The organism is Neobacillus niacini (genome assembly GCF_023715415.1).
In the GTDB taxonomy this organism is placed as follows: domain Bacteria; phylum Bacillota; class Bacilli; order Bacillales; family Cytobacillaceae; genus Neobacillus; species Neobacillus niacini_C.
This window is the reverse complement of record NZ_JAMBOB010000008.1, coordinates 227,708-243,377: the sequence shown is the minus strand read 5'-3', so window position 1 is coordinate 243,377 and position 15,670 is coordinate 227,708. Positions and strand designations below refer to the sequence as shown.

12 protein-coding genes are annotated in these 15,670 nt (G+C 38.8%); 2 read left to right on the top strand and 10 right to left on the bottom strand.

Annotation, left to right across the window (positions count from 1 at the left end):
• Nucleotides 1–178: 178 nt before the first annotated feature.
• The 8 genes from gtfA to M3189_RS19890 all read right to left on the bottom strand — a co-directional run bounded on the left by gtfA (nucleotide 179) and on the right by M3189_RS19890 (nucleotide 10,422).
• The gene (gene gtfA / locus M3189_RS19925) at nucleotides 179–1,648 is read right to left on the bottom strand and encodes a sucrose phosphorylase (RefSeq protein WP_251637021.1); all 1,470 of its coding nucleotides are present in this window, start codon (nucleotides 1,646–1,648) and stop codon (nucleotides 179–181) included.
• An 11-nt stretch (nucleotides 1,649–1,659) separates the two neighbouring features.
• Nucleotides 1,660–2,616, bottom strand: a complete 957-nt coding sequence (locus tag M3189_RS19920) for a carbohydrate kinase family protein (RefSeq protein ID WP_251637013.1) — start codon at nucleotides 2,614–2,616, stop codon at nucleotides 1,660–1,662.
• A 350-nt stretch (nucleotides 2,617–2,966) separates the two neighbouring features.
• On the bottom strand, nucleotides 2,967–4,031 hold the full coding sequence (gene mtnA, locus M3189_RS19915; RefSeq protein WP_251637011.1) for an S-methyl-5-thioribose-1-phosphate isomerase: 1,065 nt from the start codon (nucleotides 4,029–4,031) through the stop codon (nucleotides 2,967–2,969).
• Nucleotides 4,032–4,036: 5 nt separating this feature from the next.
• Nucleotides 4,037–5,269, bottom strand: coding sequence for an S-methyl-5-thioribose kinase (mtnK, locus tag M3189_RS19910; RefSeq protein ID WP_251637008.1), 1,233 nt, complete (start codon nucleotides 5,267–5,269; stop codon nucleotides 4,037–4,039).
• A 16-nt stretch (nucleotides 5,270–5,285) separates the two neighbouring features.
• Nucleotides 5,286–6,290 (bottom strand): ABC transporter permease, encoded by a 1,005-nt coding sequence (locus M3189_RS19905; RefSeq protein WP_251637006.1) that lies wholly within the window; start codon nucleotides 6,288–6,290, stop codon nucleotides 5,286–5,288.
• 1 nt (nucleotide 6,291) lies between these two features.
• Nucleotides 6,292–7,794: a sugar ABC transporter ATP-binding protein gene (locus M3189_RS19900; RefSeq protein WP_251637004.1), complete on the bottom strand. Its 1,503-nt coding sequence runs from the start codon at nucleotides 7,792–7,794 to the stop codon at nucleotides 6,292–6,294.
• A 174-nt stretch (nucleotides 7,795–7,968) separates the two neighbouring features.
• On the bottom strand, nucleotides 7,969–8,961 hold the full coding sequence (locus tag M3189_RS19895; RefSeq protein WP_251637002.1) for a Gfo/Idh/MocA family protein: 993 nt from the start codon (nucleotides 8,959–8,961) through the stop codon (nucleotides 7,969–7,971).
• 18 nt (nucleotides 8,962–8,979) lie between these two features.
• Nucleotides 8,980–10,422: a substrate-binding domain-containing protein gene (locus tag M3189_RS19890; protein WP_251637000.1), complete on the bottom strand. Its 1,443-nt coding sequence runs from the start codon at nucleotides 10,420–10,422 to the stop codon at nucleotides 8,980–8,982.
• A gap of 581 nt (nucleotides 10,423–11,003) precedes the next feature.
• Here M3189_RS19890 and M3189_RS19885 point away from each other — a divergent pair.
• Nucleotides 11,004–11,312: a YciI family protein gene (locus M3189_RS19885; RefSeq protein WP_251636998.1), complete on the top strand. Its 309-nt coding sequence runs from the start codon at nucleotides 11,004–11,006 to the stop codon at nucleotides 11,310–11,312.
• Between the two features lie 300 nt (nucleotides 11,313–11,612).
• On the opposite strand, the gene brnQ is transcribed toward M3189_RS19885, so the two are convergent.
• Nucleotides 11,613–12,941: a branched-chain amino acid transport system II carrier protein gene (brnQ, locus tag M3189_RS19880; protein ID WP_251636996.1), complete on the bottom strand. Its 1,329-nt coding sequence runs from the start codon at nucleotides 12,939–12,941 to the stop codon at nucleotides 11,613–11,615.
• A gap of 298 nt (nucleotides 12,942–13,239) precedes the next feature.
• Here brnQ and M3189_RS19875 point away from each other — a divergent pair, with 298 nt between their 5' ends.
• Nucleotides 13,240–14,700 carry a M20 family peptidase gene (locus M3189_RS19875; protein ID WP_251636994.1) on the top strand — a complete coding sequence of 487 codons (1,461 nt, stop codon included), beginning with the start codon at nucleotides 13,240–13,242 and terminating at the stop codon, nucleotides 14,698–14,700.
• A 233-nt stretch (nucleotides 14,701–14,933) separates the two neighbouring features.
• On the opposite strand, the gene M3189_RS19870 is transcribed toward M3189_RS19875, so the two are convergent.
• Complete coding sequence (locus M3189_RS19870) at nucleotides 14,934–15,668, bottom strand: SIS domain-containing protein (RefSeq protein ID WP_251636991.1); 735 nt, start codon at nucleotides 15,666–15,668, stop codon at nucleotides 14,934–14,936.
• Between the last annotated feature and the right edge of the window lie 2 nt (nucleotides 15,669–15,670).

The window sequence follows — 15,670 nt, the reverse complement described above, 5'->3', positions numbered from 1 at the left end:
TATATTTGAAATATACCATGTACACCGCTTACATTCAAGCGTTTTTTGCATATTTTTATTCATTTCGCTTTATTTTAGTAAACATAACCTTTAAGCATTCAATAAAAAAGGTAAAATGAAAGATTCACTTTACCTAACTTAACGATTATTTTAACCTGATTGATTGGAATAATACTATTTATACAAGATACTGAGCTTCCTGACCATTCTCATCGACATAAGAGATGACAGACTTGTTGGTTTTTAAATCGATAAACAATGTACATTTCGCATCATCCTTCTGCCAAGACAGGCGAATCACATCGTTGTTGGAATCTAATACATTGAATTCTCCATTAAAAGCCGGGTGCTCATTTCGAAACTTAATCAGTTTTACTAGTCTTTGTACGACGGGTTTGCCAAGTGATTGCTCGATCTCCTCAAGACTGTAATTGTGACGGTTGATTTCTCGTCCATCACCAGTTTTTTCCGCATTTTCATAATCATTTTCACCCGCTAGAAGCCCCACATAATACACTTGCGGTACACCGGGTGTAAAGAATTGAATTGCTCTTGCAGCTAAATAGGCGTCATCATCACAACCCAGCATAGAGTAATAGGTTCCCCTAATTTGGTGAACATCAAAGCCATCTGGAGCCTTATGATTGTCAGACAAAATAAGACTAAGATTGGAGCCTCTTTCTAGGCAGGCATCGACAATTTTTCTTGCTTCCTTCGTATCAATGAGATCATCCAAATCCGGTTTAACCGGGACACCATCATGACAATCCAACATTGTAAACTGCTTATGTGGACGATTCTTGAGGTAGTGCCTAAGATTTTTACTATTTTTATTGATTAAGGTTTCGAGCACAGTGTACGGCAGGATAAAATCGTATATCCAGCAGCCATGCTCTGCCAGCTTATATTGAATACTGTAATGAGAATGAACCTCCGGGAGAAGTTCAATTTCTAAACTATCAGCTAATTCGATAATCCAATCAAGGAACTCATAAATTTCCGGCTCCACAAAAAAGCAGCTCGTTCCCAACTTTTTAATGACATATCCGACAGCATCCAGTCTAACAATTTTTACTTTCTGTTCCTTGAAATTCATAAAAAACTCCGTCAGCAGCTGTTTTACCTGCTCCGACTTGACGTCCAGATCGATTTGTTCTGAAGGGTCTGCTTTACCAAAGGTTGTCCAAACCTTCTGTTCCTCACCCGTTTCCTCTATTGTAAAAGTAGAGTAAGGCAACGGTCTTCTCAGGAACATTTTATCAATATCTGCCTGTACCGGTTTTCCATCCTTCCATAGCTTATCTAAGGTAATAAAGAGGTCTGCGTACTCTGATTTTTTCCCTTTTTTTAGAAAGTCCTGGAAGTACTTGGACTGCTTAGAAATATGATTCACCATCAAATCTACCAATATATCAAAATTTTCCCCTATGGATTTTATATCATCCCATGTCCCAAAGGACGGTTCGACTTCTAAATAAGTCTTTGGTGCAAATCCTCTGTCCCCTGTAGATGGAAAAGGAGGCAGAATATGAACCCCGCCTTTAAATATATCGGAAAAGTGTTCTAAAAGGACATGATTAAGTGACTTTAGATCCCCACCCATTGAATCTGGATATGTGATGAGCTGAACCTGATTTTTTACTGGCATTCTTAAACCTCCTATAATCCGTATTTTTCTTCTATTACTTCAATCCTTGGCAAATCAACCACTGCTCCCGTATATTTCAGCTTGTATGCACTTACGGCAAATCCTAGTTTTAGGGCTTGTTTAATCGAATATCCTTTTACGATTGCAGTGTAAAATCCCGACCAGAAGGCATCTCCAGCACCAGTTGTATCCACTACCTCTGTGGCCAAAGTATGACACTTGATGGTTTCCTTTCCATTGGAAACGATTGCCCCATCTTTACCAAGGGTCATAATCACTAACTTGGCACCTAGCTTTAGAAATTTTGCGATTTGATTCTCATGACTATCTTTACCGAACAATCTTTCCGCATCATCTTCAGAAGGCTTGATGATGTCAGCCTTACGAATGATGGATTTTACATAATCAACGCCATCTTCACCCTTTTGCCAAATCATCGGATGATAATTAGGGTCGAAACACACAAGGATATTGTTGCTTTTGGCCAATTCGATTACCTTTTCAATGGTCTGTCGAGAAGGAGTCATCGAAATCGGCCAGCAGGAAAAGTGAATAAGCTTGGACTGGAGCACAGCTTCTTCCAGTTTTGTAGTAAAGTCCAAATGATAGTCTGCCCCTCTGTAAAAAATCGGTACCGGTGACTCTTTACTTTTGTTTACTACTACCATACTCGTTGAGCACTCTACCTCTTGGACATAGCTAGGATCAATACTCGCCTTATGTAAATGGTTAATTAGAAACTCTCCAAATCCATCTTTACCAACTGCTGATGCTATTAGAGAGTGAATACCTAACCTTTTTACATTCATGGCAATATTTGAGGGGGAGCCCCCAAAATACCTCATGTATGTATTACTTCCATGATTTGCATCATATTCTGTAGATATCATATCAATAAGCAGCTCTCCTATAGCGAGGATATCATTTGTTCTTGTCGGAAATTCCACTTTATCGTCTAGCTTAAACATCTTATTCCTCCATTAATTTTTTTAAAAGCAGAACTTATGCCCCAATGACCTTCTAGAAATTTCAAATATATACCAAAAACATAAATTGTATCTACTCTTCAGCTGACTATAATTCCCTAGTTAAAAACATCCTGCGTAACTAGTAAAATTAGGTTATGTTTACTAAAATAGTTTATCAAGAAAAGAACATTCCTTCAAGACTCAATCTTTCATTTTTTTCCCTTGGACTTTCTGTACTATAAGAAGATGTTTAGGTGGGGATGACCGCTTCAGTGTATAAAAACAGAAAAAGAGTAAACCCTTTAAAAATTCAGGGTTTACTCTTAACTAGATACTTAGATTTTAAGATTTCATTTTCTAAACATTTTCGGAAGGCTTTCTGTATATGGCGCATAAGCAATCCCATTTTCCGTAACAATCCCCGTAATTAATGAATGGTCAGTGACATCAAAGGCAGGATTATAGGTTTGCACACCCTCCGGTGCCATCGATTGCTCATACCATTTAGAAGTAATTTCCTCAGCAGGACGCAATTCAATGTGAATATCATCCCCTGTTTTACATTCTAAATCAACAGTAGATAACGGCGCGCACACATAGAATGGAATATTGTAGTGCTTTGCGAGAATCGCTACACCTGATGTTCCAATTTTATTCGCTGCATCGCCATTTGCGGCAACACGGTCACAGCCGACTAGCACAGCCTGAATTTTTCCTTCCTTCATTACGATGGAAGCCATATTATCACAAATTAATGTGACATCGACTCCAGCTTGCTGCAGCTCCCATGCAGTCAGTCGTGCTCCTTGAAGCAACGGTCTCGTTTCATCTGCATAAACCTTGAAGTCATAGCCTTTTTCCTGCCCTAAATAAATCGGAGCTAATGCCGTACCGTATTTGGCCGTTGCGATGGTTCCAGCATTACAATGAGTGAGTACTCCCCAGCCTGGCTCTAGTAAGGATAGAGCATGTTCACCAATCGCTTCACAGATTTTTTCGTCCTCTGCACGAATGTTTTCCGATTCCTCTTTCAGCGCTGCCTTCACTTCACCAACACTTTTCCCTGCTTCCTGCTTAAATCGAGCCTCCATCCGATTTAATGCCCAGAATAGATTTACAGCGGTTGGGCGTGAACCCGCCAGGTAATCCTTTACTTTCTTGAAATCTTCAAAAAGAGCTTCATAGGTTTCTGCTGTTGATTTCTTTGTTCCTAAATAGGCACCGTATGCCGCAGCAATCCCGATTGCAGGTGCCCCACGTACCTTTAATTGATAAATCGCATCCCATATATCTTCCATTTCCTTTAATTCTAGGAAATTCGTTTCATTTGGTAGCACCGTTTGATCTAATAATACTAATGTATCATTCTCATCATCTAGTCGTACGGATTGTATCACAGTAACTGGGTTTTGCATTACGCTTATACCCCTTTCATAGTTGTAAGTTCTGCAGATTGAAGTACAGTAATAAAATCTGCACCTGTTTTAATTGACTCCCGATTCAGGATAAATGTTTTTCCAACGGTTAAACAAATTGTCTCTGCCAGCACTCTAGCTTCAGTGTCCTCAATCGAAGTTAAATCCTTCACCTTTGCAAGCCCGATAATTCTTCGTAGGAGTTCAAGTCCCGCTACAGCTGCAGTATCTCGTAAAATAGTATCTAAATAATATTCCTTAAATCCTTCATAGCCTGCCACTCGTTCTGTAGCATTTTCGTCCCAGGCTTTGTTGAATTTAACTGTAAATAAATTTACAACATCTTTAATGGTTGTGACAAGATAATTTAAATACTCTTCTCTTGTTTCTTCATCTTCAATCGTAAATTTGCCATTTGCATAGGCAAAAATGAGATTCGCAATCACATTTCCGATATCATAGCCAGCTGGTCCATAAAATGCGAATTCTGGGTCAATTACCTTAGTGGAATCTTCTTTTATAAAAATAGATCCTGTGTGAAGATCGCCATGAAGTAACGACTGAGCATTTGTCAAAAACTCAAATTTTAACTTTGCACTTTCTAGTACTAGTTTTTTATCATTCCAGATGTTTTCTTTTACAAATTCCTTCGAACCTTCAAACACTTCATTACGAGGGCAATCGTAAAAAGGCTCTGTATAAACCAAATCTTCCGTTATTTCACAAAGCTCTGGGTTGATGAATTGCTTAACTAATTCCTTCTTTTCTTTATGTCCCACTACTATATCAGATGTTAATAATAGCGTATTTACTAGAAAAGTAGAAATATGGTCAGCAAATAGCGGGAATTTCTTATGTTTTAACAACGCTGTTCTCATAATCTCGTGATCTGATAAATCATCCATTACCGTGCAGTTCATTATCGGGTCATAATTGTAGACCTTTGGTACAAATCCAGGTGCTAGTTTGTACTGTAGTCCCAGTATTTCGCTTTCAATCCGATTCCGATCAGGTGAAAGCTTAAATTCGTCAGAGATTCGTGCCACTGGTCCCGCCTGCTTAATAATGATAGACTGATTGTTTTTTACATCTTCTATTTTAAAAACATAGTTTAAGTTTCCATCACCAATTTCTTTACAAGTTAATTCCGCTTCTTCTGGAAAAAGTTTAATTGCTTTTGCATATTCAATTGCGTCACTTTCCGTCATGGTGAAATATTCAACTGTGAAATCCTTCATTACGAACCCCTCCAAATTATTTCTTTTTATAATAGGTTAATGCTAGTGCGAGAGCTAGAACGGTTCCTTTGACGATATCCATTGCGTAATACGGCACAGACATCATCACTAGACCATTTTGCAGAATTCCAATTAATACAGCTCCGACGAAGGTACCAAAGGCATTTGGTTTGCCTGCACCTAAAACGGATGACCCAATAAAAGCAGCCGCAACTGCGTCCATTAAATACGGTGCACCTGAGTTAATTTCCGCTGTCATGACACGCGATGCAAGGACAATACCACCGATGGCTGCAAAGGTGGCAGACATGAGATACGCTGCTACTTTATATTTGTTTACTGGAATACCTGATAATCGAGCGGCCTCTTTGTTTCCACCGATCACATACATGTATCGTCCATGTTTTGTAAATTTTAGAAAAATGTGGACAATAAGAACCACGACAATCATGATGATGATAATCCACGGTACTTGTCCAATTTTTGAGAAAGCCTCTGGAATTGTACCTGTAGAGAATGTTCCATCCGGCATGACCATGTTTTGGGATACGGTAGCGCCCTTTGTATAAGTTAAAGCAATCCCTTGAATGATAAACATCGTTGCTAACGTCATTAGCATATCTGGGATTCTTACCTTTACAATCATAAAGGAATTAAATGCACCCACTACAAGTGCTGCACCAATCGCTGCTAATAATGCCACGAAGATGTTTTGCGAAAACCATACAAACATTGAAATCACGACGGCATTGGTTAACGACACTGTTGAACCAACCGATAAATCAAATCCATCCACTGATAAGGAGATGGTAATCCCGACTGCGATGATGGTTACAATTGAAATAGACCTTAGAATGTTAACGATATTTGCTCCATCCATAAATGCTGGACTTGTAATTGAAAAAATCACTATTAACGCTAAGATTGTAATAATCGTACCGTATTTGTACAAAAAATCAAATAATTCAAACCTCTTTTTTGAGGGCATTTTTTGTTGAACTTCTGGGTTCGCATTGCTCATTCTATTTACCCCCTGTTGAATAAAATAATAATTCTTCTTCATTCGTTGAATCTGTCGCAAGCTCTTTGGCTACTTGTCCATCATAAACAACATAAACACGGTCAGTAATTCCTAAAATCTCCGAGAATTCACACGATGCATAAATAATCGATTTGCCGCGTTTTGCTAGTTCAGAAATAAGTTCAAAGATATCCTTCTTCGCCCCAACATCTACACCCTTAGTAGGTTCATCAAATATGTACACTTGCGCATCCGCAATCAGCCATTTTCCAATCGCTACTTTTTGTTGATTTCCGCCTGAAAGGTTTTGAACCCTTGTTTCTTCTGATGGTGTCTTGATTCCTAGGTTGTTAATCATCTGATTCGAAACTTTCTTTTCACTCTTGAAGTCAAGGAAGCTCATAAACTTAGAAAACCTCCCTAGGCTGGCAGCAGTGAGATTAGTAGCTACGGTCTCCTGTACCAATATCCCTTCCTTTCTTCTTTCCTCTGGTACAAAAGCTAAACCGTGTTTTACTGCCTGATTCGGGTCTTTTATTCGTATCTTTTTCCCGTTGATTTTTATTTCACCTGCGGTAACTTTTGAAGCACCAAATATCGCTTTACAAAGCTCGGATTTGCCTGCACCTACAAGTCCGGCAATTCCGACAATTTCACCTGCATTGACGTGCATACTAAAGTTCTTAATCATCCCATTATCATAAAGTCCTTTAACCTCAAGGACATTACTTCCTATATCCACTTTATATTTAGGGAATTGTTCCTCTAACTTTTCCCCGAGCATATACTCTACGACTCTATTTTGTGATGTTTCAGCAATCTTTTCCTTACTGACAAATTCACCATTTTTCATGACCGTGATCTCATCACAAATTTCAAATAGCTCTGGAAGACGATGCGAAATAAAAATAATTCCGACATTTCTGTTTTTTAAATCCCTAACAATCCGAAACAATTCACTCGTTTCTGAATGGCTTAACGGCGCAGTCGGCTCATCCAAAATCAGAAATTTACATTGTTTGACCAAGGATCTTGCGATAATCACCATTTGTTTTTCAGCTAACGTTAATTCACTTACCAAAGTCTTTGATGAGATAGTTACATGAATACTATCTAAAATATTCGTTGCTTTTTCGTGGATATGCTTCCAGCTGACAAATTGCTTTTTTCCCATATCATGAACCGTTTCATTAAGCATAATGTTTTCTCCAACCGTTAAATATGGAATAAGCACTGTATCGACTTCTTGGTAAACAATTTGAATACCAAGATTTTGAGCATCCTTTGGCGAACGAATACTAACCTTTTTCCCATCTAGATAAATATCACCCGTATAATGATTGTAAGCTCCTGAGAGAACCTTCATTAATGTTGACTTACCAGCACCGTTGGCACCAATGAGAGCATGAGTTGTTCCTGTCTCTGTCGAAAAAGAAACATCGTTTAACGCTTTTACACCAGGAAACTCTATTGAAATACTTTTCATTTCCAATCGTGTTGTCATGCTCAGTTCCCCCCTTTCTTTAATATGCCTGAAAATTCTGCCTCTCCATATAATACTATTTCTCGTTAAAGTGGTAAAACACTATGTTTGTATTGGAAAATAATACAATATAATAATAATTAACAAAAAACAGCACAACCCCTGATAATTATTAGGGATTATGCTGCTTTTTTATTATTTTAACTTAATAATTTTTCCTGTTTTAATAGATTGGTAACAAGCTTCAATGACACGCATATTTTGTATAGCATTTTCCCCTGAATAAGAAGGCTCTCCATTTTCCAAAATCACCTGCGAGATATGCTCAACTTCTTCTTTATAGATATCAGCCACTATTTTTTCTTCTCTTGTTTCTTCGCCTTTTTGAACAATAACAAGTCCTTCTCCCCCATGATTATCAGGGCGGAATGCTCTAGGAACCTTTATGTGACCCGCAGTCCCAATAACCTCATACTCTGCTCTAAACACCATGTCAAAACTGCAATCAAAATGTGCATGAACGCCATTTTCCATTTTCATATAACCAAAGGCAGATGTGTCTACTTGATAGTCTGAATCCACATTGGCTTTGACATCGACTTCTACCGGCTCAGCACCTAAAATATTGCAAATGGAATGAATTGCGTAGCAGCCAACATCATAGAGACTTCCCCCTCCCTTATTTGGGTCCATTTTGATATTGCCTTCTGGCTGGGCAAGGAAAAAGGAAAAGCTAGCCCTCATGAATTTAACTTCACCAATCTCACCACTTTTGATGATTTCCCTTACTCTTTCATGCTGCGGGTGAAACTGATACATAAAAGCTTCCATAAATTTAACATCGCTTTTACGGCAGAACTCAACCATTTCCTTTGTTTCTTCAGCTGTTAAGGACGCTGGTTTTTCACACAGAATATGCTTTCCATGTTTGGCTGCTTCAATTGTCCACTTTTTATGTAAATGGTTTGGCAGCGGGATATAAACTGCATCTATCTCTGGATCTTGCAGCATCGCCTCATAACTACTGTATGACTTTGCTATAGTAAATTGCGCTGCTACCTCTTCAGCCTTTCCACTGCCTGAAGCAATTCCTGTAACCACAGCGTTATTTGCCCGTTCAAATGCTGGAATTAATGATTTTTGTGCTATTTTTGCGGTACTTAAAATCCCCCATCTTACCTTTTTCATCTACTCTTCCTCCAACGTTCAATTTTTTATATACCCAATTTTCTCGATAATCTCTTGGCCTTGTGGCCCTTTCATCCACTCCAGAAAGGGTTCAATAGTGGTCTTGGTGTTGTCTTTCAAGGATATCGCATAAAGGTTAGCAGTAAAAGGATATTTTCCACTCGCAATATTCTCAGGAGTTGGTTCGACACCATCTATTGCAAGTAGTTTAATATTTGAATTGTCTCTCATTCCGGTTGCAAAAAAACGGAATGAAAATCCAATTGAATTATCGTAATTCCGGTAATCAGCAACCTGCTCGATAATCCCGCCCATCCCTTCTGGAACATCTTCTTTCAATGGCTCCATGATTGACGTGTCACCCATGATTTTTTCCAGCAGCGTTTGACTGCCTGAATTTTTCGGACGTTGAAAAGCTATTATTCTTTCGTTCTTACCTCCAAGTTCAGACCAGTTCTTTATTTTCCCAGAATAAATGCTCTGAATCTCGGAGACGTCTAAACTATTTACTTTATTATCCGGATTAACAAAAAAGACAAATGCCTCCTTGCCAATGGGCGTCATGACCAGTTCCTTTCCCTGCCTTTTCGCCATTTCCTGCTGTTCCTTCGATGGTTCAGCACCAAAGTAAATGTCCACTTCACCAGACAATAGCCGCTCATAGGAGTAAATGGTATTTGTAAAGCTAACGATGTCCATTACATTATCCACTTTACTGATGTTTTCATAGACTGCGTTAGCAAATGCAGAATAGACAGGGTATGCTGCTTCCGCACCGTCTACTATAGGCATTTCGCCAGGATTCTTTATCGTAAAGGTAGAAGGAGACTCTAGTCTAGGGAGGATATTCCCTGGATTTGTTACGTCATAGGGTGTTAAATCGGTAGAGGAATAACCTCCGCCATACTCAAAGCCATAGGATGGCAGGACCGTTTTACTCCGCTGCCACTGTACAGCTGCTCCCGTACCTATTGCCAAGATGAATACAGTTAAAATTGTCACCACTTGCTTCTTTTTAAAAGTAGGTCGGACCCTTTTCATGAGGAGCGATAAGAAAACAGCAACTACAAATGCTACTTCATAGGATAATGGTGCCCATAGAAACAATCTTCCCTCACCCATTAGCATTGTTATAAAGAAGATTGGCGCCATCGCTATATGTAAAATACTATAAACTAACCATGAATCTGCCCCGTAAAACCCGCCGCTAATCAGCATAAAAACGGCCCAAATTACAGCAGTATACGCAAGCGGAAGGATGAACATAAGCGTCAGTCCCCGTTGATCATCCGATTTAATCAGTTTTCTAGCAGCAATCCACCCAGCAATACAACCGCCAATGATGAGCGGAAGAATCGTCGTAATCAAAAAGTTGTTTGTTGTAATCGTTAAGGTGATGAATGAAATAAGAAGTGGAACTACACCAAAATACAAAAACATCGGAAGCATATTTTTCCCCATAAAAACCCCTTCTAAAAATTCATATATGTATTTAGTGTAATTTTACACTTTTTCATATTAATTTACAACACTTCCTTTAAATGGAACAAAAAAAGCTAGTCTTATTACATAGATTCGTAATTTTATTGACTCTTGGTGACCGTAATAGTTGAAAAAATAAGAAAGTGGTAACCTAAGAGGGTTCTTAGTGACCGTAACGGTTGAAAAAGTGAAAAAGTGGTAACCTAAGAGGGTTCTTGGTGACCCAAAGTGTTGAAAAAACGAGAATGTGGTAACTTAAGAGGGCTCTTGGTGACCTTAACGGCTGGAATAATCATATAGTGGTAACTAGGAGGGCTCTTGGTGATTAAACAGGGGAATTTTCAAAAAAAAGAGTCCAATTCATATTTTAGAATTAGACTCCTTTAATTGGGTCCTGAGATCACTATTTTACTATTTTTTCATAGGTGCTGTCATATCCAGCTTTTGTAAAAGAAGGATTTTTATATGAAAGATAGAATAATATAAATTCTAACTTAGAGTTTGGGCTTTTTGCCTGGTAAGGGGCACTATCATTTCCTTAAAAAATTGGAGGTTTAATCATGGGAAAATTGCAATTTTTATACAAGCTTACTCTTATTCCTTCATTACTAGATGAATCCAATTGGACAGAAAGAGAAGAAGCAATTGTGCAGCACCACTTCGAGGTACTCCAAGGATTGCTTGCTGAGGGAAAATTAATTTTAGCTGGAAGAACATTGAATATGGATCCATCTGGAATGGGGATTGTTATACTCGAGGTGGACTCTGAAGAAGAAGCACGAGAACTAATGGAGAACGATCCTGCTGTAAAAGAAGGAATCATGGAGGCTGCCCTTTTCCCTTACCGAGTAGCATTAATAAGAAAGTGATGGAAGACTAGGCTGAGCCTAGTCTTTTCTAGATTATGAGACCATGGGGACGGTTCTAACGGTCAGAAAATAATATAATTACCATTAAAATTAGATGACTAATTGAAGTACTAATTAAGATTACGATTCTTGTTAGGAATCGTTCCCTGGCAGAGTGAAAAAGATGGGACCAGGGAACGATACCTGTTTAATAAACAATTAAGGCTTAATGCAAAAAAAGCAGCCATAGCTGCCTTTTTTGTGTTCATTTTCTATTAATTTTTGAATGGAACCCGTTAAGACAACTTTTATGGTGTTTTTTTAATTCGTTTTTCCAAAAAAGGCCAAAAGAACCGTCCCCCTGGTCACTAACCCCAGCAGTCCGCCCAAAATACTTGGCAACAGCCATCCTAATCCATTTGTGTAAAGTGGAATGAAGGTGAGTGCTGTTGAAATGGATGCGACTTCAATACCGGCAGTGGTAAGACCATCGTAGATGCTAACAATCCCAGCTCCAATGATTGCACCTATATAAACAGCCCTTGAAACCGGAATATAGGAGTTCAGTAGAGATAATAGTATCAAGACAATCGCAAACGGATAAATTGTAATTAGCAGTGGAATTGAAACAGAAATTAGCTGACTTAATCCTAGATTCGCCATTGTAAAACTAAATAAACAAAGGATGGTGACGACAACAGGATAGGAAAGTCTAGGAAATCGTTGACTAAGATACTCACCACAGGCTGCAACCAACCCTACTGAAGTGGTTAAACAGGCTCCGGTAATAACCAACGCAAGAATAATGGACCCGAACGGACCGAATAACAGTGAAGTAACGGATGAAAGAATAGCTCCGCCATTATCCTGGACTCCAACACCCTCAACACTCGTGGCACCAATATAGGCTAGTGAGATATAGACAAACGATAACCCAAGCCCTGCAATAATCCCGGCCTTAATCGTGTAAGAACGAATAGCTGATGCCTTCTTTATTCCCATTTCTTGCACGCGATTAATCACAACTACTCCAAAAACAAGAGCAGCAATGGCGTCCATTGTTAAATATCCTTCGACAAACCCGCCAAAAAACGCACCGTCTCTGTATTTTCCTACTACCTCCCCAATCGAACCAATCGGCGAAGAAAATCCTCTTATTGAAATCACTACAATTAATAGTAAAAGTAACGGAGTAAGAATTTTTCCAACACGATCAACTAGTTTTGCTGGGTTAAGTGCCAGCCAAAAGGTGATAAGGAAAAATACAAAAGTTGAAATAAATAACCCCAAGCTGCTTTCATTTGGTAGAAATGGGGCAACACCGATTTCATAGGTTACCGTACCGGTTCTAGGTATTCCGAAAAACGGCCCAATTGTTAAATAAATAATTACCGGAAAGACCTTAGCGAATGCAGGATGTACTCTATTGGATAAGTCATTTAGATCTCCGCCTGACCTTGCGATTGTGAAGACGGCCAAAACTGGCAATCCAACACCCGTGACTAAAAATCCAATGATAGCTGATAAAAGGGATTCCCCCGCTTGCTGTCCAAGTAAAGGAGGGAAAATGATATTTCCAGCCCCTAAGAACAAGGCAAACATAAAAAAGCCTAAGGCTATCGTTTCTTTTAATGGTAATTTTCGTTCCATAAGTCGCCTCCAGCGATTGTATAAAAAGGAATGATAATCCAGATTTTACAAATATTATCTAAAAAACACTAATTTTCGAAACAAACGATTGTTATATAAGTAAGTAACTACAATATTAACTATATTAATATACAAAATAATGTGCAAAACTGCAAAGAATTTTTAAAATAGTTCCTCAATTTAAAATCAGGAACTTAGTTATTTTATAACCAAATATGATAGAAAATCAACTATTCTTTTAAAGGTATTTCCTACCATAATATTGAACTATAGAGGTATGAATGGAGGGAAACCTTTAATGAAAAAAAGAAGACTATTCTTTCGTATCTTTAGCGGACTGGTTTTAATCTTTATTATTGTAACCGTTTTCAACTCACTGATGGTTAAATCTAAACAACCCTCTCCAAAACCAACAGACATTGTAATTGACGAAGGAAAAGCGGTGCAGCACTTGTCTCAAGCTATTACATTTAAAACCGTCTCCTACCAGGAGCGTAGTAAATTTGACTTTACAGAATTTACTAAGTTTATTTCTTTTCTTGAGGAGAGCTATCCAGCGGTTCACGACGAACTAGAGTTAGAAAAAATTCATGAATATGCTCTTATTTATAAATGGAAAGGCTCAGATTCCAGTAAAAATCCGATTGGCTTAACTAGTCATTATGATGTTGTTCCTGTTTTAGAAGGAACAGAAGAAAATTGGGAACATTCTCCTTTCAGCGGAACAGTAGAAAACGGCAAAATATGGGGCCGCGGTACATTGGACGACAAAATTGGTGTTATCGGAATACTAGAAGCAGTGGAGTTCCTAGTCAATGACGGATTCGAGCCCGCTAGAGATGTCTATATTATGTTTGGTTTTGATGAAGAAATTGGCGGTGACGAAGGCGCCCTCGAGATTGTAAATACCTTGAAAGAAAGAGGAATCACCTTTGATTTTGTATTGGATGAGGGTGGGGCGATTGTTGAAAACATGGTTCCGGGCGTTGACCAGCCTGTGGGAGTCGTTGGAATTTCAGAAAAAGGGTCTGCCACAGCTGAACTATCCATTGAAGGCAGCGGTGGTCACTCCTCTCAGCCGAAAAATCAAACCAATATCGGCAGGATTGCCAGTGCTATTGCGAAGCTAGAGGATACACAATTTAAAGGCGACCTGCGAGGACCTGGGGAAGACTTATTTGAATACGTTGCACCAGAAATGAGCTTTGCGATGAAATACGTTTTTGCAAACAAGATTATATTCGAGCCGATTATTGAACAAATACTGTTGCAGCAGCCAGCAACAGCCGCTTTAATTCGAACAACGATTGCTCCGACGATTTTCCAAGCTGGCGAGCAGTATAATGCTTTACCAGAGAAAGCAACGGCAATCATTAATCACCGACTGATGCCTGGAGATTCTTTAGAAGAAGTCAAAACATTTATTGAGGATACCATTGAGGAGGATGCTATCACAGTGACCATCACTGGCAGCGAAGCTTCAAAGGTTTCTTCTATTAATGGATGGGAATTTAAATCGATTCAGCAGGCAGCTAGAAATGTGTATAATAATGCGGTTATCGCTCCATATCTAATGTTTGCCGGCTCTGACGCCAAACATTATGATAGTATCTCCAAAAATACCTATCGATTCTTACCCGTGCAAATTACTTCAGAGGATTTAAACAGAATGCATGGTACAAACGAACATATCAGCAAGGACAATTTTATCAATGCCATTAAATTCTATGCTGAAATTATCAAGAACTCGAATCGATAACGAACAAAATCCTGAAAGCAACTTAAAATAAGACCCAAGTGGAGATTACACAATTGGGTCTTTCCTCGTTCTTCTCATAGTGCTGTTACAGAACGGAAAGACTACTTCCATTTATTCATTTTCTTTTAAATCATAATGAAACTCCTCGGGTTTTGTTGCTATGAAACATGGAAATAAAACAAGAGGATTGGCGATTTCGCCTATCCCCTATTGGTCCTATATCTTGTTGATTGCTATGAAAGTAAAGAGATTCTCCCTCTATATTGTTCTACTAATTTGTTATTATGCTCATCCGCTCCATCTATGTTTCCACTTAGGAAAATAGGTGGTTCGAATCCTTTATCTGCCATGATTTTAATTGCTTCCGCAAAGATTGCATTTAAGATAACTGCTCCTACTACTGTTGAGGTAGGTGCAAATGGAACGGCTACTTTTTCATAGGAAAGAGAAGCATCCCCTTTAGTTGAGTGATTATCAATGACTAAGTCAACGGAATTATATAGATGTTTCCCACTTTTATGTCTTGATGGCTGGCTTTGAGAATATTCTAATGATGTAATACCTACCACGAATGCTCCCTGGCTCTTTGCCTCTTGGGCTACATCTACTGGGACTGGGTTACGTCCCGAAGTAGACAGAACAAATACTAAATCCTCAGAACGAATATCTTGTTCTTTGAGAAATTCTGCTGCCAGATCATTTTGACGCTCAAGCTGGGATGAGCGCAGTGCCCCCTCATGAAGCATTAACGGCTCGACAAGTATAGGCTTGATTGGCACAAGCCCTCCTGCCCGGTAGAATACCTCTTCAGTTAAAATATGTGAGTGACCACAACCAAACAATTGAACAATCCCACCATTTTGGATAACTTCTGCAACCTTTTCCGCCGCTTTTTGTAAACTTTCCTTTTGTGTTTCCTCCACCAACGCTAATTTTTCTTTTGCCTTATCAAAATATTGTGTAAGCACTG

Bases quoted from the DNA above. Each gene is read 5' to 3' on its own strand.
- M3189_RS19900 (WP_251637004.1), bottom strand. From the start codon at position 7,794: ATGACAACACGATTGGAAATGAAAAGTATTTCAATAGAGTTTCCTGGT.
- gtfA (WP_251637021.1), bottom strand. From the start codon at position 1,648: ATGCCAGTAAAAAATCAGGTTCAGCTCATCACATATCCAGATTCAATG.
- M3189_RS19895 (WP_251637002.1), bottom strand. From the start codon at position 8,961: ATGAAAAAGGTAAGATGGGGGATTTTAAGTACCGCAAAAATAGCACAA.
- M3189_RS19905 (WP_251637006.1), bottom strand. From the start codon at position 6,290: ATGAGCAATGCGAACCCAGAAGTTCAACAAAAAATGCCCTCAAAAAAG.
- mtnA (WP_251637011.1), bottom strand. From the start codon at position 4,031: ATGCAAAACCCAGTTACTGTGATACAATCCGTACGACTAGATGATGAG.
- mtnK (WP_251637008.1), bottom strand. From the start codon at position 5,269: ATGAAGGATTTCACAGTTGAATATTTCACCATGACGGAAAGTGACGCA.
- brnQ (WP_251636996.1), bottom strand. From the start codon at position 12,941: ATGGAACGAAAATTACCATTAAAAGAAACGATAGCCTTAGGCTTTTTT.
- M3189_RS19875 (WP_251636994.1), top strand. From the start codon at position 13,240: ATGAAAAAAAGAAGACTATTCTTTCGTATCTTTAGCGGACTGGTTTTA.
- M3189_RS19890 (WP_251637000.1), bottom strand. From the start codon at position 10,422: ATGGGGAAAAATATGCTTCCGATGTTTTTGTATTTTGGTGTAGTTCCA.
- M3189_RS19920 (WP_251637013.1), bottom strand. From the start codon at position 2,616: ATGTTTAAGCTAGACGATAAAGTGGAATTTCCGACAAGAACAAATGAT.
- M3189_RS19885 (WP_251636998.1), top strand. From the start codon at position 11,004: ATGGGAAAATTGCAATTTTTATACAAGCTTACTCTTATTCCTTCATTA.